Annotated in this window: 20 protein-coding genes and 1 pseudogene; 7 read left to right on the forward strand and 14 right to left on the reverse strand. The window is 66.3% G+C overall.

Annotated features, from left to right (window positions below):
- Positions 1 to 193 precede the first annotated feature (193 nt).
- Together ACFHYO_RS13200 and ACFHYO_RS13205 are read right to left on the reverse strand one after the other, a co-directional pair.
- Positions 194 to 1,375, reverse strand: a complete 1,182-nt coding sequence (locus ACFHYO_RS13200; RefSeq protein ID WP_036708058.1) for a ZIP family metal transporter — start codon at positions 1,373 to 1,375, stop codon at positions 194 to 196.
- A complete protein-coding gene (locus ACFHYO_RS13205) occupies positions 1,372 to 2,580 on the reverse strand; it encodes a multicopper oxidase domain-containing protein (RefSeq protein ID WP_081962576.1) in 1,209 nt (402 codons plus the stop codon). The genes ACFHYO_RS13200 and ACFHYO_RS13205 overlap by 4 nt, the downstream gene beginning before the upstream one ends.
- A 118-nt stretch (positions 2,581 to 2,698) precedes the next feature.
- Here ACFHYO_RS13205 and mntR point away from each other — a divergent pair, with 118 nt between their 5' ends.
- The gene (gene mntR / locus ACFHYO_RS13210) at positions 2,699 to 3,154 is read left to right on the forward strand and encodes a manganese-binding transcriptional regulator MntR (protein ID WP_036700249.1); all 456 of its coding nucleotides are present in this window, start codon (positions 2,699 to 2,701) and stop codon (positions 3,152 to 3,154) included.
- A gap of 9 nt (positions 3,155 to 3,163) precedes the next feature.
- On the opposite strand, the gene ACFHYO_RS13215 is transcribed toward mntR, so the two are convergent.
- From ACFHYO_RS13215 to ACFHYO_RS13235, 5 genes are read right to left on the reverse strand one after another with little or no spacing between them, the layout of a single operon-like run.
- The gene (locus tag ACFHYO_RS13215; protein ID WP_036708053.1) at positions 3,164 to 3,823 is read right to left on the reverse strand and encodes a DsbA family protein; all 660 of its coding nucleotides are present in this window, start codon (positions 3,821 to 3,823) and stop codon (positions 3,164 to 3,166) included.
- Complete coding sequence (locus tag ACFHYO_RS13220) at positions 3,820 to 4,257, reverse strand: disulfide bond formation protein B (RefSeq protein WP_394320979.1); 438 nt, start codon at positions 4,255 to 4,257, stop codon at positions 3,820 to 3,822. Before ACFHYO_RS13220 ends, ACFHYO_RS13215 begins: the two co-directional genes overlap by 4 nt.
- Positions 4,244 to 4,729 (reverse strand): signal peptidase II, encoded by a 486-nt coding sequence (gene lspA, locus ACFHYO_RS13225; protein WP_036700251.1) that lies wholly within the window; start codon positions 4,727 to 4,729, stop codon positions 4,244 to 4,246. The genes ACFHYO_RS13220 and lspA overlap by 14 nt, the downstream gene beginning before the upstream one ends.
- Complete coding sequence (locus tag ACFHYO_RS13230) at positions 4,726 to 5,349, reverse strand: methyltransferase family protein (RefSeq protein ID WP_394320981.1); 624 nt, start codon at positions 5,347 to 5,349, stop codon at positions 4,726 to 4,728. Before ACFHYO_RS13230 ends, lspA begins: the two co-directional genes overlap by 4 nt.
- A 3-nt stretch (positions 5,350 to 5,352) precedes the next feature.
- Positions 5,353 to 7,581, reverse strand: a complete 2,229-nt coding sequence (locus tag ACFHYO_RS13235) for a heavy metal translocating P-type ATPase (protein WP_052042061.1) — start codon at positions 7,579 to 7,581, stop codon at positions 5,353 to 5,355.
- 88 nt (positions 7,582 to 7,669) lie between these two features.
- Between ACFHYO_RS13235 and ACFHYO_RS13240 the strand changes: the two genes are divergently transcribed.
- The 3 genes and pseudogenes from ACFHYO_RS13240 to ACFHYO_RS13250 form a co-directional block, all read left to right on the forward strand.
- Positions 7,670 to 8,107, forward strand: coding sequence for a MerR family transcriptional regulator (locus ACFHYO_RS13240; RefSeq protein ID WP_036700253.1), 438 nt, complete (start codon positions 7,670 to 7,672; stop codon positions 8,105 to 8,107).
- Positions 8,108 to 8,568: 461 nt separating this feature from the next.
- Complete coding sequence (locus ACFHYO_RS13245; protein WP_052042060.1) at positions 8,569 to 9,189, forward strand: cation efflux transmembrane domain-containing protein; 621 nt, start codon at positions 8,569 to 8,571, stop codon at positions 9,187 to 9,189.
- 11 nt (positions 9,190 to 9,200) lie between these two features.
- Positions 9,201 to 9,420: pseudogene (locus tag ACFHYO_RS13250) on the forward strand (cation diffusion facilitator family transporter); the annotation flags it as partial.
- Positions 9,421 to 9,648: 228 nt separating this feature from the next.
- On the opposite strand, the gene ACFHYO_RS13255 reads toward ACFHYO_RS13250, so the two are convergent.
- From ACFHYO_RS13255 to ACFHYO_RS13270, 4 genes are all read right to left on the reverse strand, one after another.
- Entirely contained in the window at positions 9,649 to 10,941 is a 1,293-nt protein-coding gene (locus tag ACFHYO_RS13255; protein ID WP_394321052.1) for a DUF5930 domain-containing protein, read from the reverse strand.
- Positions 10,942 to 11,304: 363 nt separating this feature from the next.
- Positions 11,305 to 11,556, reverse strand: coding sequence for a GmrSD restriction endonuclease domain-containing protein (locus ACFHYO_RS13260; RefSeq protein ID WP_394320983.1), 252 nt, complete (start codon positions 11,554 to 11,556; stop codon positions 11,305 to 11,307).
- A 63-nt stretch (positions 11,557 to 11,619) separates the two neighbouring features.
- On the reverse strand, positions 11,620 to 12,507 hold the full coding sequence (locus ACFHYO_RS13265) for a BrxR family helix-turn-helix transcriptional regulator (protein ID WP_394320985.1): 888 nt from the start codon (positions 12,505 to 12,507) through the stop codon (positions 11,620 to 11,622).
- Positions 12,508 to 12,793: 286 nt separating this feature from the next.
- Positions 12,794 to 12,994: a helix-turn-helix transcriptional regulator gene (locus ACFHYO_RS13270; protein WP_394320987.1), complete on the reverse strand. Its 201-nt coding sequence runs from the start codon at positions 12,992 to 12,994 to the stop codon at positions 12,794 to 12,796.
- A 467-nt stretch (positions 12,995 to 13,461) separates the two neighbouring features.
- Here ACFHYO_RS13270 and ACFHYO_RS13275 point away from each other — a divergent pair, with 467 nt between their 5' ends.
- The gene (locus tag ACFHYO_RS13275) at positions 13,462 to 14,499 is read left to right on the forward strand and encodes an AI-2E family transporter (protein ID WP_394320989.1); all 1,038 of its coding nucleotides are present in this window, start codon (positions 13,462 to 13,464) and stop codon (positions 14,497 to 14,499) included.
- 9 nt (positions 14,500 to 14,508) lie between these two features.
- Here the strand turns inward: ACFHYO_RS13275 and ACFHYO_RS13280 are convergent, their stop codons facing one another.
- Positions 14,509 to 15,408 carry a dienelactone hydrolase family protein gene (locus tag ACFHYO_RS13280; protein ID WP_394320991.1) on the reverse strand — a complete coding sequence of 300 codons (900 nt, stop codon included), beginning with the start codon at positions 15,406 to 15,408 and terminating at the stop codon, positions 14,509 to 14,511.
- Positions 15,409 to 15,532: 124 nt separating this feature from the next.
- Positions 15,533 to 16,225 (reverse strand): ZinT family metal-binding protein, encoded by a 693-nt coding sequence (locus ACFHYO_RS13285; protein WP_394320993.1) that lies wholly within the window; start codon positions 16,223 to 16,225, stop codon positions 15,533 to 15,535.
- A gap of 141 nt (positions 16,226 to 16,366) precedes the next feature.
- Between ACFHYO_RS13285 and ACFHYO_RS13290 the strand changes: the two genes are divergently transcribed.
- A complete protein-coding gene (locus tag ACFHYO_RS13290; RefSeq protein WP_043130350.1) occupies positions 16,367 to 16,564 on the forward strand; it encodes a DUF4169 family protein in 198 nt (65 codons plus the stop codon).
- Entirely contained in the window at positions 16,554 to 16,799 is a 246-nt protein-coding gene (locus ACFHYO_RS13295; RefSeq protein ID WP_081962728.1) for a ribbon-helix-helix domain-containing protein, read from the forward strand. The genes ACFHYO_RS13290 and ACFHYO_RS13295 overlap by 11 nt, the downstream gene beginning before the upstream one ends.
- A 15-nt stretch (positions 16,800 to 16,814) precedes the next feature.
- Here ACFHYO_RS13295 and ACFHYO_RS13300 read toward each other — a convergent pair whose 3' ends face one another.
- Positions 16,815 to 17,681, reverse strand: a complete 867-nt coding sequence (locus tag ACFHYO_RS13300) for a class I SAM-dependent methyltransferase (protein WP_394320995.1) — start codon at positions 17,679 to 17,681, stop codon at positions 16,815 to 16,817.
- Positions 17,682 to 17,948: the final 267 nt, after the last annotated feature.

Genomic DNA, 17,948 nt, shown 5'->3' on the forward strand with positions numbered 1-17,948 from the left:
CGTCCGTCCTCTCGTTGGGCCGGACTCTAGTCACAGATGGAGGAAAAAGCCCGTGGCAGGTCAGGAGCAGAACGCTGCGCAGAAAGCTCATGTTCACGGCGACGATTGTGTCAGCGACAAGCGCGCGGATTGCGCCCGGCAAAAGCCGGTGTGCCGGATCTCGCCATGATCCGACGCCGGGGAATGGTCCGGGTCACACCTTGATCAGCGCCGCCGTCGCGTACATGAAGGCGAGCCCGCCAAGAAATCCGCCAAGAACGGCGGGGGAAAACAGTGCCGCTTGCCGGTCGCTGTTCTGACGCATCAGGTAGGCGCTGACCTCGACCATGACCTGCAGGATCGCACCGGCCCCGACCGCCAGCGCCAAGGCCGACCATTGCGGCGCATAGGCCAGACTGCCCGTCCACATTCCCAGCACGGCCGGGCCGCCAGCCAGAAGCGTCAGGGCTGCGAAGGTCCAGAGCGGCGGTCGAATCCGCAGCATCGGCGCTGCAATGCCGATCCCCTCAGTCACATTGTGCAGCGCAAAGCCGAGGACGAGGAACGTGCCAAGCCCCGCCGATCCGGCGGCAAAGGCGCCCCCGATCGCCAGCCCCTCGCCAAAGTTGTGCAACCCGATCCCGAGGGCGATGTAGAAGGCGAGCGCCAGACCCTCCGGTTGGCCGCGCCAGCGTCCGATCGCCATCAGCAGCAGAAAGCATGCCAAGGCCGTCAGCCAGACCATGGCCGAGCCTTGGAACAATGCGGCGGCTCCGGCTGAAAGCTCCAGCGCCTCTAAGGTCATGTCGATGAGCAGGAAGGCCAGCAGCCCGACGGTCAGCGCGAGCAGGAAGTTCATCCCGGTCCGCCCGACACCGCGCATCGCCGGATAGAACATCAGGCCGAGCGCCACGGGCAACAGGCCGACAATCGCCCCGACCAGCGCCTGAATGCGCAGCTGGCCCGCCGTGGCCTTCGGCGTCGGCACGGCTACGGCGATTTCATGTTCAAACGCCGTGCCGGTGTTGGACAGCAGCGCCACACGATGCGCCTCACCCAGCACCCATGGGTAAGGGATGCGAACCCAGACGGCAGTGCCACGCGCGACGGCCCCCGGAGGGGCCTGCGTGAACGTCCAATAGGCATCGTCGACGGCAACCTGCGCAATCTGCATGGCCTCTGAACCGCCCGCGCGCACCAGAATCTGGATGCCGGTCTCGTCCAGAATCGTCCGCTCCACCGTCAGCGCCTCGACCGGAGGCGCGCCATTGTTGAAACTGCGGAGGGGATCGAGCGACGCGATCCAGACGAAGGCGCCAAGCATGACCGCCAGCGGCACAAACAGAAGCAGCAGCCGGATCATTGCGGGGCGGGTGGGTTGGCTCTGGTCGCTCATGCTTCTGGCCCCCGAACGTCGAACATCCCGACCCAACCAAGCTCGGTGAATTCGGACTGGTGGGCGTGGAACATGTACATGCCGTCCTCGTGCTCGGCGAAGCTGAACTCGAGGATCCCGCGCTGCGCCTGACACTGCATGATCAGATCGACCGTGCGCAGCGTCGGCGTCAGGGTGGTGCCGGTATCGTAGTAGTCAAAGAAATTCGCATGCAGGTGCAACGAGTTGATCGGGTCGAACTCGGTCACGTTCACCAGATAGATGCGCACAGGCCGCGACTTGTCGATGCGGATCGGCGCGTTCATGTAGGCCTGGCCCACGGTGTTGACCGCGTAAATCTCGTTTGCTCCGTCGAAGTTGGTGTCGAAGGCGTTCATCACCATCGCCAGTTCCTGCCATCGAGCATTCTCGGGGCTGCCGAGCACGCGCGAGGCTGCCACGGCCGCATTCTCGGGGTGCCGGGCGGGATCGGGGTCAATCACGAACAGGCCATACATGCCCTTGTGAATGTGCCGCTTCAGCGGCAGGGCGTGGCAATGATAGAGGTGGCATCCGAACGGCTTGGCGTCGAACTCGTAGATGAACTCTTCGCCGGGACCAATCAAACCGGCACCAGGAACGCCGTCCATTCGCGCCGAATGGATGCCGTGGAAGTGCATCGAATGCGGGTGCGATCCATAGTTGCGGAAGATGATCCGCAACCGCTCGCCTTCCTTCGCCCTCAGTGCCGGTCCGGGCACGCGGTCATTGAAGGTCCAGGCCGGAAAGAAGATGCCGGGCGCGATCTCGATCTCCCGGTCGATGGCAGCGACTTCGAAGGTGCGCAGCGTTCGGCCATCGGGCAAAAGATCGGTCAGGCCCGTTTCCCACTCCGTCAGCATGGTTGTCGGGTCGAAGCCGTTCCGGTCGTGATCGACCACACCGACCGTTGTCATGTTGCCATGCGCCATGCCGGGCATGGGTGCTGCATAGGGGTCGGTCGGCATGGCGGACATGTCGTGGCCCGCCATCGGGTCTGGCGCGGCCTGGGACCGCGCGACACCCGCTATGATGGCGGCGCCACTCGCGGCGGCCAGTCCACCGACCAGCAACGCGCGTCGGGACGTGTCAACCGACCCTGCGTTGCCGTCAGGCGGAGCGATGGACCGGGACGCCTCCAATTCGGACGGCGCATCGCGCGCTTGCTTCCGGACATTGGCAGTCATGGGGAAGGCTTTCCCTGTGGGCAGCACGCCAAAGCCTCGGCGCGACAAGTTAGACAAGGCTAATAATCATCCCTGTGGCTTTACGTGTCAATCCGGTTCGTGCGAGACTGGAAGGATGATGGCTGATGACCACACTGAAGCAGAAGCTCTCGAGCCCGAGGCGCGCCCCGCCGACCCACGCGCGGAGGCGTTCCAAGGGGTGCGAGAGGCGCGGCGCAACGAATTGGCGGAAGACTACGTCGAACTGATCGCGGAACTGATCCACGAACACGGCGAGGCACGGCCGGTCGATATCGCGACCAAGATGGGTGTCACGGCGCCCACCGTCGCCAAGACACTCGGCCGTCTGGCCCGGGACGGCCTGATCACCCGCGCCAAGTACCGCTCGGTCTTTCTGACGGAAGAGGGCCGGGCGCTGGCCCGGGAATGCCAACAGCGGCACGAGATCGTGTTGCGGTTCCTGCTCAGTCTTGGTCTTGATCCCGAGACAGCCGAGCGCGATGCCGAAGGGATCGAGCATCACGTGAGCGAGCGAACGCTCGCCTTGTTCGCGGCCTTTGCCGACCGTTCCTGAGCCTTCCGTTCAGGCATTCTCCACGGCAGATCGCACAGCGGCGACAAGGCTTTCCGCGCTGAAGTTTTCCAGTCGCGTGCCGTTCAGAAAGAACGTCGGCGTCTGGCCGACGCCGAGGGCTTCAACATCGGCCATGTCCTGATTGAGGATGCCGGTGATCCCCGGAAACAGCCTGTCGCTTTCGGCCCGCTCGAGGTCGAGGCCAGCAGCTCCCGCGACCTGCCAGGCCACGTCCAGTCTCGGCATGCCATGCACTGCCCACTGGGGTTGCCGCTCCAGCAGCGCATCAAGCACCGGTTCGAGCTTGTCCTGCATCCGCGCGGTTTCGAGGATGCGCACCGCTTCGTCCGAGCCTTCGTGGAACACCGTGTAGCGCAGCACGACCCGGACCTGCTTCGGGAACTGCCGCCGGATTTCCTGCACCACCGGATGATAGGCTCGGCAGGCTTCGCAGGAGGGGTCGAAGAACTCGACCAAGGTAACCGGAGCATCCTCGGGGCCGAAGCTGGGGGAATGGGCGCGGATCAGAAGGGATGGATCCACCGCGGGGGTGGCGGCAGCGAGCGCTTCGGCCTCGGCCTGACGCTGGCGGTTCAGGATGGACGCACCGCCGCCGAATGCGACAAGCCCAAGAGCCGGAGCCCCGATCAAGAGAGTGCGGCGGTTCATATGCGGTTTCCTTTGGGCAAGATGAGACAGGCAAGGATCGCGGCAAAGGCTGCCAGCGACAGGTAGGGAATAGGCAGGCCCAGAATGATCTGCGCCGGACCAGAGCAGGACGGGCCATCCTTGGTGCAGGGTGCGATGTCCTGCGGGATTAGCCCCATGTAAAGCCCGGAACGCCAGGCGGCCAGCGCCAGACCCGCCAGCGCCAGCGGCAGGGCGTATGGGCGGGCCATGCCGTCGCTTCGCCACAGCGACAGGCCAAGGATCGGCACCAGCGGGAACATGGCGATGCGCTGATACCAGCAGAGCGTGCAGGGCGTCTGTCCCAGCACCTCGCCGATGAAGAGCGCGCCAAGTGTTGCCGCCAGCGCGATCAGGAATGCGGCCGTAAGGTGCAAGTCGTCGTGGGACAGGCTCTGTACGTCAGTGTTGGTCAAGAACAGGCTCCTTGCGACGGCGTGCGGGAAGAGAGGCTGCGAGGATGCACACCGCGCCAAGCGTGATGGCAATATCCGCGACGTTGAACGTGGGCCAATGCCAGTCGCGCCAATAGAGGTCGAGGAAGTCGGTCACGGCGCCCTGCCGCAGCCGGTCGATGATGTTGCCAAGCGCACCGCCAACGACCAGCGCAAGACCGGCCCGCTCGAACGGGCGCGGCGCCCGGACTGCCATGACGGCGAAGATCAGGGTCAGAAATCCTGTCAGGGCCGCCATCAGCAGTGGCTTGCCCGCCATTACGTCCGACAGCATGCCGAAGCTCGATCCCTCGTTGAAGCCGAGCGTCAGGCTGAAGCCGGGAAGAACGGGAACCGTCTCGTCGCGAGAGAGCAGCGCCAGCGCCGCCGCCTTCGTCAGTTGATCGGCCAGCGTGGTGATACCGATCAGGGCAACGATCAGCCGGGTGCTCATTTGACGCTCCTGCGGCGCAAGCCGATCCAGCGCGGGACTGAAGCCGCGTAGCGCTCATACTCCGCGCCAAGGGACTGGCGCAGGACAGCTTCCTCGGACCGGATCTGCAAGGAGGCCGATCCGAGGAAGAGCAGCGGCGCAAGGATCGTCGGGAGTGAAGCGATTGCGAAGCCGACGCCCGCAAGCAGCGCGAACTGCCCGAGGAAGGTCGGATTGCGGCTGAACCGGTAAAGCCCGCCCGAGACGAGATCGCCCGTGGCATCGCTTGCGACCCCGACGCGCCACGATGTGCCCATCGACATCTGCGCGGCAAAAGCCACCATCGCGCCGACCCCGGCGAGGAACACGCCAACCGCACCAAGCGCAGCCACCTCTCCCTCGGTCCAGAGCGGGTCGGCCTTGTGCAGGATCGGCCAGGCCAGCCAGAAGAGTGGCCCGAACAAGGCGACGACGAAGGCCGCACGAAAGCCGAAGGCCGCCCAGCGGTCGCGTCCGGACGCCCGCCCGAAAAGCCAGACAGAGCGGCCAGATGCATCTGCCGCGATGGCGATGCCCCAGAGGAACAGCGCCAGATAGCCGAAGATCAGGACCAGGACGGCCCAGCCAAAGCCGGAGATCATGCGTCATGCCTCGCGTTCGGGCTTGAAAGCGAGAAGCCGCAGCGCATTGAGCGTGACCAGCACCGTTGCGCCGGTATCGGCGAGGATGGCAATCCAGAGCCCGGTGATCCCGAGGATGGTCGTCACCAGAAACACCGCCTTGAGGCCGAGCGCGATCGCCACGTTCTGCCGGACGTTGGCCATTGCCGCACGGGCGAGCCGGATCATCGCCGGGATATCGATCACCCGGTCGCGAAGGATCGCCGCATCGGCGGTTTCCAAGGCCACGTCGGTTCCTGACCCCATAGCCACGCCGACATCCGCCTGTTTCAGCGCGGGGGCGTCGTTGATCCCGTCGCCGATCATCATCACGCCACCGTGCTCGCTCATGTCGCGGATCGCCGTGAGCTTGTCCTCGGGCATCATGTCGGCCTGGAACTCCATGCCGAGGCCCCCGGCAATGGCAGCGGCCGTGCGCGGATTGTCTCCGGTCAGGATGACCGGGGCGACACCCATGTCCTTGAGCTGCCGGACCGCCTCGGCCGCGTCCTTGCGGGGTTCGTCGCGCATGGCGATCAGGCCGAGCGGGGTCTTTTCACGGAACACCGCAACGGCGGTCTTGCCCTCTTCTTCGAAGACGGTGGCCTGGCGCAGGCCAGGATCGTCGAGGCCGCCGTTCTCCATCGCATGGCGGGGGGAGGTCACCCAGGCCGCTGCGTCCCCGACTGTCGCGATCACGCCCTTGCCCATCAGCGCCCTGGCATCGCGCGACGGCAGGGCTGCAACGCCCGCTTCCGTGGCCTTGTTCAGGATGGCGATGGCCAGCGGATGGCTGGATCCGGTCTCGACGCCCGCCGCCACGGCCAGAAGCTCGGCCTCGGTGGTGGCGCCGAAGGTCACGATATCGGTAACCATCGGCCGCCCGTGGGTCAGGGTGCCGGTCTTGTCGAAGGCGATGCGGCTGACCTTCGAGGCCGCCTCGATCACCGCGCCACCCTTCATCAGCAAGCCGCGCCGCGCGCCGGTGGATAGCGCCGAGGCGATTGAGGCCGGAACCGAGATGACCAGCGCGCAGGGGCAGCCGATCAGCAGAAGCGCAAGGCCACGATAAATCCAGGTATCCCAAGGCTGAGCGAAGGCCAGCGGCGGCACCAGCACGACCAGCGCCGCCACGGTGACGATGGCGGGCATGTACCAGCGGCTGAAGCGGTCGATGAAGCGTTCGGTCGGCGCGCGGGCCTCCTCGGCTTCTTCGACCAGACGGATGATGCGGGCGATGGTGTTGTCCTCGGCCGCCTTCGTGACCATTACGCGCAGCACGGCCTCGGTGTTGATCGACCCGGCAAAGACCGGATCGCCCGGCCCCCGCGTTTTCGGCATGCTCTCGCCGGTGACCGGGCTTTCGTCGATGCCGGATGTGCCCTTGGCGATCTCGCCATCCGCCGGGACGCGGTCGCCGGGGCGGACGAGCACGAACTGCCCGACCCGCAGGCTGGCGGCCGGAACCTCTTTCGTGACGCCATTCAGTTCAAGAAATGCGGTCTTCGGCACCAGATTGGCCAGAGCCCGAATGCCGTCCCGGGCCTTGCCCGCCGCGACACCTTCCAGAACCTCGCCGACCGCGAACAGGAACACGACCAGTGCCGCCTCCTCGGCCGCGTCGATGAAAAGGGCGCCGATGGCAGCCACGGTCATCAGGCTTTCGATGGTGAACGGTTGGCCCAGCCGCAGGGCGGCAAAGGCGCGTTGCGCCACCGGTGCCACGCCGATCAGGCAGGCGGCGACAAAGGCCCACTTGCCGAACTGAGGCGCCAGCAACTCTATGCCCCAGGCCACCGCCAGTAGGAGAGCGGTAAAGATGACGAGCTTGCCCTTGCCCGTCTGATACCAGCGCTTGCCGCGGTCTGCCGGGTCGTCATGGACATGGCTGGGGCTGCCGTGGCCGCTTTCGTCTCGTGTCGCGGCCGTGCCGGCCTTCGGGCCGCCGGGCATCACAAACTCGTTCTTGGCCGCCGCGGCGCGTGGTGCGATGCCGTATCCAAGGGCCCGGACCGTCTTTTCAACCTTGTCGCGGCCGGTCTGCGCCTCGTCCAGGGTCAGGCGCAGACGCTCGGACATGATGCCGACCTCCACGCCGCTGACGCCGGGGAGGCGCCCGACCGCATCCTTGATCTTGGTCGCGCAGGAGCCGCAATCCATGCCCGAAACGGTCCAGTCGCAGGCCGTCGCTGTTTCCACGTCGGTTCCCGTCATCGTCTTTCCTTCGCCCCGATCGGGCAGTTGCCTTCATCGAATCGGGAACTTAATGTCTCTAGCTACTGTAGCTTCAAGAGGGAATCTGATGCTCACCATCGGAAAACTGGGTGAGGCGGCCGGGGTGAAGGTGCCGACCATCCGCTACTACGAGCAGATCGGCCTCCTGCCCGAGCCGGAGCGCAGCGCCGGCAACCAGCGTCTATACGGAAAGTCCGCGCAGGATCGGCTGGCTTTCATTCGCCACGCGCGCGAACTCGGGTTTCCGCTGGACGCCATCCGCGACCTTCTGAGCCTCTCCGACCAGCCCGACCAATCCTGCGCAGCCGCCGACATCATCGCGAAGGAGCAACTCGCTGCGGTGAAGGCCCGGATCGCGCAGCTGACGGCGCTGGAAGCCGAGCTGGAGCGGATGATCCGGCAATGCGCACAAGGGACCATCGCCGACTGCCGCGTAATCGAGTCGCTGAGCGACCATTCCCACTGCGCACATGACCACGACGTGCCGACGGCGGCGGCTGAATGACGGCGCTGCCGACCTTGACGATCTATGCCGCCGCGGCTTTGGCGCGAGATCGCGGGCTGTTTCGCCATTGTGGCGCCTCGGCGCCTCCGCGGCTTCGCTCGGGCCGGGCGTGGCGAGCCTGATCGCCTTCGGCCGGTTCCTGGCGCAGATCGACTCCGAAGCGTCTGCATCGTGGCGTCGATCCTCTGGACGTGGCTGGCCGAGCGACCCGATCGCCCGGACGTGACAGGCGGCCGCGTCTGCCTTGCGGGCGCTGCCGTGAACCCGCCCGGCCCGCGCAGCGCTGGGCATAAATCCACGCGCCGCCCTCGAACTTCTGGGGACCAGAGGAACCAAAACTGTCTCTCGACCGATTCTTGGGCAAAGGGCTACCCTTTTCCGGCGAGGATCGAGTGGTTTGCGCCTGCAGGGTGGATGGAGCCGCCTTGATCCGCCGGCCAGTACGAACGGAGGCGAACCTGATGTCCAGAAAACTGTCAAAGGATCCGGATGAACGTCAGCGCCGTACGCTCTGGACGGTTCTGCTGCTGAATGTTGCCATTGCGTTCGGCTTCTTCGCGACCGGCGCACTGGGCGACTCCAGTGCGCTGATCGCCAACGGTCTGGACAACACCTCCGACAGCTTCGTCTACGCCATCAGCCTTTTCGCGCTGTCTCGTTCGGACAAATGGAAGCGTTGGGCCGCGAACTTGTCGGGGGGCCTGCTGCTGATTCTGGCGGTTGGCATCCTGATCGATGCTGTTCGTCGCTACTACACCGGTTCCGAGCCGCTCGGCCCGCTCATGATTTCCATGGCGCTCATTGCCGCGGTCGTGAATGGCGTCTGCATCCGGCTTCTTGGTCGACTCGAGGATCCGGACGTGAATGTCAGAGCGGCCAACACCTTCAGTATCAACGACTTCATTTCAAACGGCGGAATTCTCGTCGCAGGCGGTCTCGTCTGGTGGCTGGGCAGCAATTGGCCCGATCTGGTGGTCGGTATCGCCGTCGCCGGCGTCGCCGCTTGGGGCGGCATCGGAATCCTGCGCGACGCGCATGGCGAGCACCACAAGGCGGTCCATCAAGGTGACGCCGAGACCTGAGAGAGAAGACGATGCCTCACGATCACGGCCACGCCCATATCAGCCCCGCGTCCCGCGACCGGCGGGTCACCATTGCTTATCTGGGCCAACGCGCTTGACCGGCGCCCAGATTGTCTGCCGAATCCTCTCGGGCAGCCTCGCCCTCAGCGCCTTCGCGCGCGCAAGATCGCACGGCGGCCGGCGGACGAGCGCATGACCTTCGGTCATGATCGGATCGACGTTGTCGCAGCAGGCTCACCAGCGATCTCCAGTGTCTTCCTCGGGCGGCGGACAATCTCGTACTGGATTTCGGGCTCGCCGTACTGCAGGCAGTGCAGTTCCCGCGTCATGCCGCGAACCGGGCCCAAGCAAGTTCCATGACCTTCAGTTCGAGATCGTCGAGCACCTCTACGTGCAGTTCGACGCCCCTTCGCCTCACTGACGTAGCAAGAGCCCGGCTACCGGCGCGCGCGGGCGCGCTCAGAGGAGGTCCCGGCCGGCGCGAATGTAGCCCATCGGATCGACCGCTTCACCGTTCACGCGCACCTCGTAGTGGAGGTGGGATCCCGTGGAGCGGCCCGAGTTACCCATGTCGCCGACCCGCTCGCCGCGCGCAACTTCCTGGCCCACCTCGACGCGGATGGCGTTGAGGTGCGGGTAGCGGGTCTCCAGACCGAAGGGGTGGCGAACGATGATGATCCGCCCGTAGCCGTTCTGCCAGCCGGCGAAGGTGACGACCCCGTCGGCCGTGGCGTAGACGGGGGTGCCGACAGGCCCTGCCATGTCGACCCCTTTGTGCATTTGCCCCCAGCGCCGGCCAAAGGGCGAGGTGTACCGGAAGGCGTCCTGGACCGGCATGGCGAGCGGCAGCGATTCAAGGGCCAAGCGATAGTGGCTGAGCTCGTCGAGCCGCTCGAGAATGCGGTTCGCGCGCACGGTCTCGTCATCCAGCGAGGCTATTCCCCTCGTGGAGACCGCAAGGGGAACCAAGGCTTCCTTCGGGGCTGAGTGACCATCGCCAGCGGATGCGAGTACCGCCTCAGAGTCCAGTCCGGCCTCACGGAGCACCTCGTCGAGCGGCTCCACCGAGGCGATCAGAGCCTCCTCGATCTGCAGCAGGATTCGATTACTCTCGGATTTTCTCAGCCGCAGATCGAACTCCAGCTCGCCGGCAAGAAGAACGGCCTCCTTGGCCTTGGTGGCGGCCTGATCACGCTCGACCACCGTTTCGGTCAGGGCGAGGGTCAGTAGGTCGAGTGTGGCGGCGAGTTCCTCAGATCTCGGGTCCTGCGACGCAGACACTGCGGCAGCGCGCGCGTCCATCGTACGGCGCAGAGTGGCCTGGGCCGCCTGCAACTCGCTCTCCATCTCGCGGCGGCGGGTCTCGAGCGCAAGCAGGTCGCTCTGCATCGACGACATCTGCACCGTGGCGGCTGCAAACCGCTCTTGGGCCGCGAGTGCTTCCATCGCCTGCTGGTCGCGCTCCCCGCCGAGTGCGAGAGCGCGGTCCTCAAAGAGCGCCTGCTCTCGCTTGGCCTGCTCGCGCATGGTTAGGAAGTCGATGGAGTTCATGATCAGGACTGACGTGACCGTCAGGCACCACGCCACCAGAAACGCTCCACCAGCCCAGGCGAGGGCCTGCCTTCCGGGGCTCAGGCGAACGAACCGGACATGGTCGCCGGACCGGATGAACAATCTTCGCTCCGGAAGGACGCAACCCACAAGCGTGCGTAGTCCTCGGATTGGTCGAAGGGTCAAATGTCGTCGTCCCACGTTGACGCGGCCTTGCCCGCCGTCCGCGTGTCCGCTTAGTTGGGAGGCGCTCGCCTCGCAACCACCCACGTCCTTCCGGTCAGCCGACAAGAGCCGAAGACGCACAAATCGGCGGAAGGCTGCCTGCGGACCTGTAAAAGGAACCCGGTTGCCACGGGTGCAACTAGCCCCGTAGCCGGTCGCCATGACTCAGCGATCGCCCTTCCGCTACTTCAAGACCTCGCCCGAGAGCCGTAACGCCACCGTCCCGCGAGGGGAAGGAGGTCGAAGCCGGGGAACTCTCGCGCTTGCGCGTCATTCGTTGTGGAAGCGGGGCCCATCGACGTCAAAGCACAATCTGAAGGAGATCGCCTGGAATTCGCACTAATGAATCAACGTGTTAAAGGGCAGAGAAGGTTCGACGGCAGGCCCATCCCCTCCAGGCTTCACCTCGAGCGTCATCAAGGCGCCGACGGGAAACGCCTGCGAGATCGAGGCGATCAGCCCCTTGATCCGTTCCTCGTCCCACACCCAGCTGCGCTGGAAATCCGGCAACTGAATCTTGCCGTTCCCACACTGACGGAGAAGCTCCTCCAGGGTGACCGGGTTGGTCTTGAATGCCGCTTGTTTACCCAATCTGGCTCTCCTCAAATGAACTTGCTGGCTTCTGGCAACTGGAGGCGATGTCCGAAGAAGGCTTCATTTCGAACCCTCCGGAGCGCCAGCTGCTCGAATGCCACTGAAGATCTCGTCGCAATTGATCAGCACGATCTGCTGGTCTTGGGGCGTGCGCGCTTCGGGGGCGGTATCTAGACCGAGGCGCTTAAGCGCATAGTAGAGGAGCGCACGTCTCACCTTGATCTTCGCCTTGCCGCCGCGCATGCCATAATCGAGCGCAATAACCCTCGCTTGTGTTTCCGAGAGGTCGGGGTGGGGCCCGACTTCCAGCGTAACCTCGGCAAGCCAGTCGTGATCGTCGCCGGCCGATTTGTCGCTTTCGCCCGAGCCTCGGATCTCGAGCATCCGCGACAATAGGAAGTCCTTGAAGCTATTGTCGGTTTGGCAGAACGCCCGAGTGTGCCACCGGAAACCGTCAAACGCGATGGCATGGGGGGCGATCCAGCGCCAGCGCGGCTCGGGGCTGGACAGGGACTGGTACTTTACTTCAATCGCCTCGGACCGGCAGATTGCGCCAACGACCGAACGAAGCGTTGCCGGATTGACCCCACGAACTGGCGTAGGGGCGGCCGCGTAGGGCGGGAGATTGGCGATCCAGGCGTCCTCGCGGTCGAGGATCCCGTCAGCGACCGATCGCAGCTGTGCAAGATAGCGACTCGCGTCAGGCTCGAGAAACTGCGGCTTGAACTCGGAGCCTCGTACATAGGTTCGCGCACTCTTGTCGTAGACCATGTTGTCCGGCGCAAAGCCGATGTAGCGGTTCAGGTCGGTGGACGCCTGGTTCACCGAGACCCCGAACTGGTCCATCAGATCACTGCGGTTCACATGCCCCTCCCAGAACAGGCGGAACTCGATGAACTCGAGGCGCTGCTCGACGCCCCAGCGAAGTTCCGACCGGTCGCTCTCCAAAATCACCTCCGGGCCAGATCGGTGGACCCGCAAACTATGCGGGCCCATTTTCTGTGCTCTCGATGACGCTAACTGAGGGGAGGAAAGCGGGCAATCGGAATTGCGCGTAAAGTGATTGTTTTCGAACGCGGTTCTATCTGCAGATGTGGATGGAGGTTATGGCTTGGGCTGGAGGGGCGGAATGCTGCGTGGTGGCGAACTGCAGGCTATTCGGCGCACGCAACTTCCCTGCGCAGGTCAGAACTAGTCGCCACGCAGGGCTTGGCTGACGATGTGCGCGCCGGTTTCAGCGCCCAGCCTTAATCTCCTCCAAATCGCGCAGCTCTTGCTGTTCGAACGCCAACACATCTTCGACGCGATAGATCACCCGCCTGCCTAGCTTCATGAAGCGCGGCCCATCGCCAATCCACCGCCACCGCTCGAGTGTCCTTGGGCTAATTCTCCATCGGGCAGCCAGTTCGATTTGACTGAGGCACATTTCTCGCATTTTCGTTTCCTTTCGAGCGACCACCGTGGTCGCACGACAACGAATGCGTAGAAAGAAAACGTATTCAAGTCAGTGTGTTGCGGGGATTTTCGCGTTGCGGGCTACGTCCCTCGGACATTGTGCGCAGCAGCGAATTGCCCGGTGGACCGGCGTCAAACTGCGAAATGTTCCCTAGAAGTCCGTAGGACACGTTAGCCTGCCGGAGCTTCCTTAGGGGTCACAGGAGACGGTCCGGTCGGAAGCGCACTTCCTCCGCCACACGACGATCAGGGCGCGTTGAATACCGCATTCGCCAACGCCGGTGATCGGTCACCGCTCCCATCATTGCCCGCCTTCGGACCTGCCTAGTACGCCACCAAAGCCATCGTCCACCGCCCTCGCAGCTTGCCGCGCCCACTGGCTTGGCCCATTCTCCCGCACGGGCCGCGACAGATGGTGCGGGTCCTCACGAAAAGGGGCGCTGCGCCATGACCGACCGCTTCACCGACTGGGATTTCGCCCGCCGCACCCTCATCGCGATCGCGCTCGGCGCCGCGGCGCTGCTGCTGTGGCGGCTGTCCTATGTCGCCGTCCTGATCTTCGCCGCGGTGCTGGTCGGCGTGCTGATCTCGGCCGCCGGGCGGCGCCTCGCGGGGTGGACGGGCCTGCGCTACACATGGGCGGTGGTGATCGCCGCGCTGGGCACCATCGGGCTGATGGGCCTCTTCATCTGGCTGGTCTGGGGCCAGCTCTACCAGCAGATCGCCGCCGTGCTGGGCGCGCTGCCCGACACCATCGACGCGGTGGCGGGGACGCTGGGGATGCCGATCGAGCTCGACCCGGGAAAGATGGTAGACCAGCTCGCGCCCGACCTGATCGACCCCGGCATGGTGGGCAACGTGGCGCGCTATGGCATCAACGCCTTTTCGTCGGTCATCGAGCTTCTGTTGGTGATCGGCGCGGGGGTGTTCTTCGCGCTCGACCCGGCGCTCTACCGGCGCGGGACGCTGCTGCTGTTCCCGGCGGCCCAGCGGGCCGGGGTCGGCAAGGCGATGGACTCGATCGCCCATGCGCTGAGCGGCTGGTTCGTCGGCCAGCTGATCGTGATGGTCGCGGTCGGGGCGATGTCCTTTGCCGCCTACTCGCTGATCGGGCTGCCCTCGGCGACGGCGCTCGCGGTCATCGCGGGGGTGCTGAACTTCGTCCCCATGCTCGGCCCGTTCCTCGCCGGGGCCATCGCGGTGCTGACCGCGGTGCCGGTCGGGCTCGAGACGATCCTCTGGACCCTCGCCGCCGCCATCGCCATCCAGGAGATCGAGAGCCTCGTCCTCGTCCCGCGCGTCCAGCAATGGACGGTGCAGGTGCCCGCGGTGGTGGTGATCTTCTCGCTCGCGGTGTTCGGGACGCTGTTCGGGGTGATCGGCGTGCTGCTGGCCGTGCCACTGGCGCTCACGGTGCTGGTCGCGGTGCAGGAGCTGTGGCTCAAGGACACGCTGGGCGAGCAGGTTGAGGTCGCGGGGGCCTGACGGGCTGCCTCAGCGCGGGTTGCCCGCATCAAGGAACCCGAGCACCGCGCGGCGGGTCGCCTCGCGCGCTTCGGGTACCAGCTTGAGCGGCGACAGGGCCGAGCGTTCCGCCTGATCGAAGCCGTGGTCGATCCCCGGCAGCTCGATCACCCGGATGTCGGCGCCGCGGCGGCGCAGCGCCTCGGCCATCGCCGTGCAGTCGGGGGTGCTGATGACCCGGTCCTCGCTGCCCAGCACCATCAGGATCGGCGGCGCCGCCGACCAGTCGCCGGCCTCGGCGCCGTTCAGCGCCCCGCAATAGGGATAGAGCAGCACCACCCGGTCGATCCGCCGCGCGAGGTCGGCGGGCGGGGCCGGCCACGCCGTCAGACCGTGTGGCGCGTCCCCGGTGGCAAGCTGCGCCATGAGCTCCATCACTGTCCAGCCGCCGTGCGAGGCGCCGAGCAGCGTGACCTGCGAGGCGCGCGTCGCGGCCAGCGCCACGGCGACGTCGCCTGCCCGCTCGGCCCCCGGCAGGACCTGCCCGGCGCAGACCAGCCGCCAGAGGTCGAACTCGTCCAGCCCGCGCGGGCCGTGGCTGTCCACCACCAGCGCCGGGCGCCCGGCGCCGGCCAGCACCGCGCCCCAATAGTCCATGTTGTCGTGTGGGCCGTCGCAGCCGGACATGAGCAGCGCCGCGGCGCCCTCGACCGGGGGTGAGGGGGCGGCGTCGGTCCCGACCATCCGCCAGAAGGGTTCGAGCAGCGCCCGGCGCTCGGCCGGCGTGTCGTCGGTGATGGCGATGCCGGCCTTGTTGCGCAGCGTGTTGGTGCCGGCCAGCACCACCAGCAGCACGAGCGCCGCCCCGAGCAGGGCGACGAGCCGGCGGGCCCGGCCCGGCCGTCGGCGGTCCTGCGTGGGTTCTTTCATGCGTCCCGTCCTGCGTCCCCGTGGTCACGGCGTCAATCTAGGCGCGCAGGGCCGCGGGCCAAGCCGCGACGCGGCGGCGCAGGCGGGGGCAGGGCGCCCGGCGGAAGGGGCGCCCTGCGCGCGGTCAGTGGGCGAGCATCGCCTCGACGATCTCGGCCGGGGTCATCGCGGCCGGGTAGTAGGTGGGCCAGTTGGTCAGCTCGGCCAGCACCGTGGCGCGGTCGTCGCCCCAGTAGAGGTGGAAGTGGTCCGCCGCCTCGGGCGCGATCCTGTGGTCGCTGAACTGGATGAACCCCGGCGCCGCCGCATCGCCGCCGGTCTTGCGGAAGCTGTAGCGGACCCCGCGGTTGCCCTTGGCGTAGGTCAGCGTCTCGTGCCCGTCGTCGGCATAGACGCCGGTTACGTCGCCGCCCTTGCGGTGGAAGGTCACGCGGTCGCCGTCGATGGTCAGCCGGTCCACGTCGGTCTTGTAGCCGGTGTCGTAATAGGCGCGGTACCCCTCGGCCGTCTTGTCACCATGCGCCGCCTTGTCGGCCATCACCGGGTCGAGCGTCCCGTCCGCCAGCAGCGGATGCACCGACTGCCATTCCCCCGCCCAGTCGGCGAGCGTCCGCGCCTTGATCTGCGCGTCGTCGAAGTGGCCGGCATAGATCTTGGCCGCAGCGGGATCCTTGGCGTGGTCATGGGCGTGATCGTGGCTGTGCGCCGGCTTGCTTTCGGCAACCGCCGCGAGCGGGGACAGCGCGACGCCGCTCAGCGCCGCGACGAGCGCCAGGGCGCCGAGGCGCGCGTGCAGGCGAGGGGAGGGGTGGGGCATGGATCGGTCTCCAGTTGATGTAATAATATAACATTACGGAAACAGCCGCCGCCCGCAACCCGCTTTCGCCCGGCGCGTGACCGGCGCCGCGAAACTGGCTATGCTGCGCGCGCGCCGGTCGGGCGCACACCGCGGGGACGCATGGCCGAGATCACCAACCTCAACCGCTATCGCAAGGCGCAGGCGCGGGCCGACGCCCGGCGCCAGGCCGACGCCAACGCCGCCCGCTTCGGCCGGCCCAAGGCCGAACGCGACGCGGACGCCGCCCGGCAGGACCGCGCCAGCCGCACGCTCGACCAGCACCGGATTGCGCCCGAGGGGGATGCGGATGACCGCTGACCCGCTCGCCCTGCCGCCGATGACCGCGCCGCTGAAGCGGTCGGTCGCCATCGAGGGGCACCGGACCAGCGTCAGCCTCGAGGATGCGTTCTGGCGCGGTCTCGGTGCGGTGGCGGCGGCGCAGGGCACCACGAGGGCCGGGCTGATCGCGCTGATCGACGCGGGCCGCCCGCCCGAGGTGGGGCTCGCCACCGCCATCCGTCTGTTCGTGCTCGACGCCGCGCAGCGAGGCTAGCCCGCAACGGCTGGATCAGGGGCGGGCGCCGCGTGCCCCGTGCCAGCGGAACCAGAAGCTGCCACCGCCGGTCGGCGCCTTGCCCGCCATCATCCGCTCGACGGTTTTCCTCGCGCGGATGTTGGCAAACACCGAGCCCATCAGGAACTCGGCCTTGGGATTGTCACACAACAGCGCTGCCAGCAGATACTGTTCGGTCCAGTAGATGTGCTTCTCGATTGCGTTGCGGACATTGATTCCGCGGGGCAGGTTGATGTCGTGAACATGCACGACCACGTCACGACGCAGCTTCGGCAGGATGCGCAGGTAGAGGTGGCAGCAGTCCGAACTCGCCTTGACCGTGTGCGTGCTGTCGATGAACAGCACGTCGCCGTCCGCCAGCTGGTCGTTGAAGAAATCCGGCCCGAAATCCTGCGCGAAACCCGGGTGGAGGGTGATCGGCATCGCCTTCAGCGCGTCCGAGGGGAACGGCTCGATTGAGACGATGTTGCCGGCGCCGTTGCGCCGCAGCGCCTCAAGCGCCACGCGGGTCGAATTGCCCGACCCGATCTCGAGCACCTGCGCCGGCGCGAAATGGCGCAGCAGGCAGTAGTAGCTCATCGCGTCGAGGTTCGAGAACATGCCGTTCCGCCAGCCGAAGCGCAGCCCGTCGTCCGACGGCTCCTGCGGCGGGTCGAACTCTGACGCATAGGGCATCATCGCATCGAGCACCCGCGCCTGCGCCGCCGGGTCGAAGAATTCCATGAGATAGGGTTCGGGCTCGCGGGTCTCGAAGCCGTTGCGAAGCTCCTCGATGGTCGGGATGTCGTTGTAGAACCGTGCCGGGGTGATCGAAACACCCTGCCGTTCCGCGCGCTCGCGCGCCCCACTGTTCCACATCATGCGCTTGGCCGCACGGATGAAGTCAAGGAAACTGACCGCCTCCTGGGAGGAAGGGAGTGGGTGCGTCGGGGGCATTGCTGATGGCTCCAGAAAGGCGGTGGCGCATGATATCAATCCGCCGGGGGCGGTAAAGCGGGGCTGGCTCGGCCGCCGGCGGACGCGCCGTTCCTGGCCGATCCGACCCTTTGGCGACACCCCATCACCGCTGCCGCCCCGCTTGCGGGGCAGGGCGGCGGCGACTAGAACCCGCTGCACCCGGGGGGCTGG

The organism is Paracoccus panacisoli (genome assembly GCF_042435015.1).
GTDB lineage: Bacteria > Pseudomonadota > Alphaproteobacteria > Rhodobacterales > Rhodobacteraceae > Paracoccus > Paracoccus panacisoli.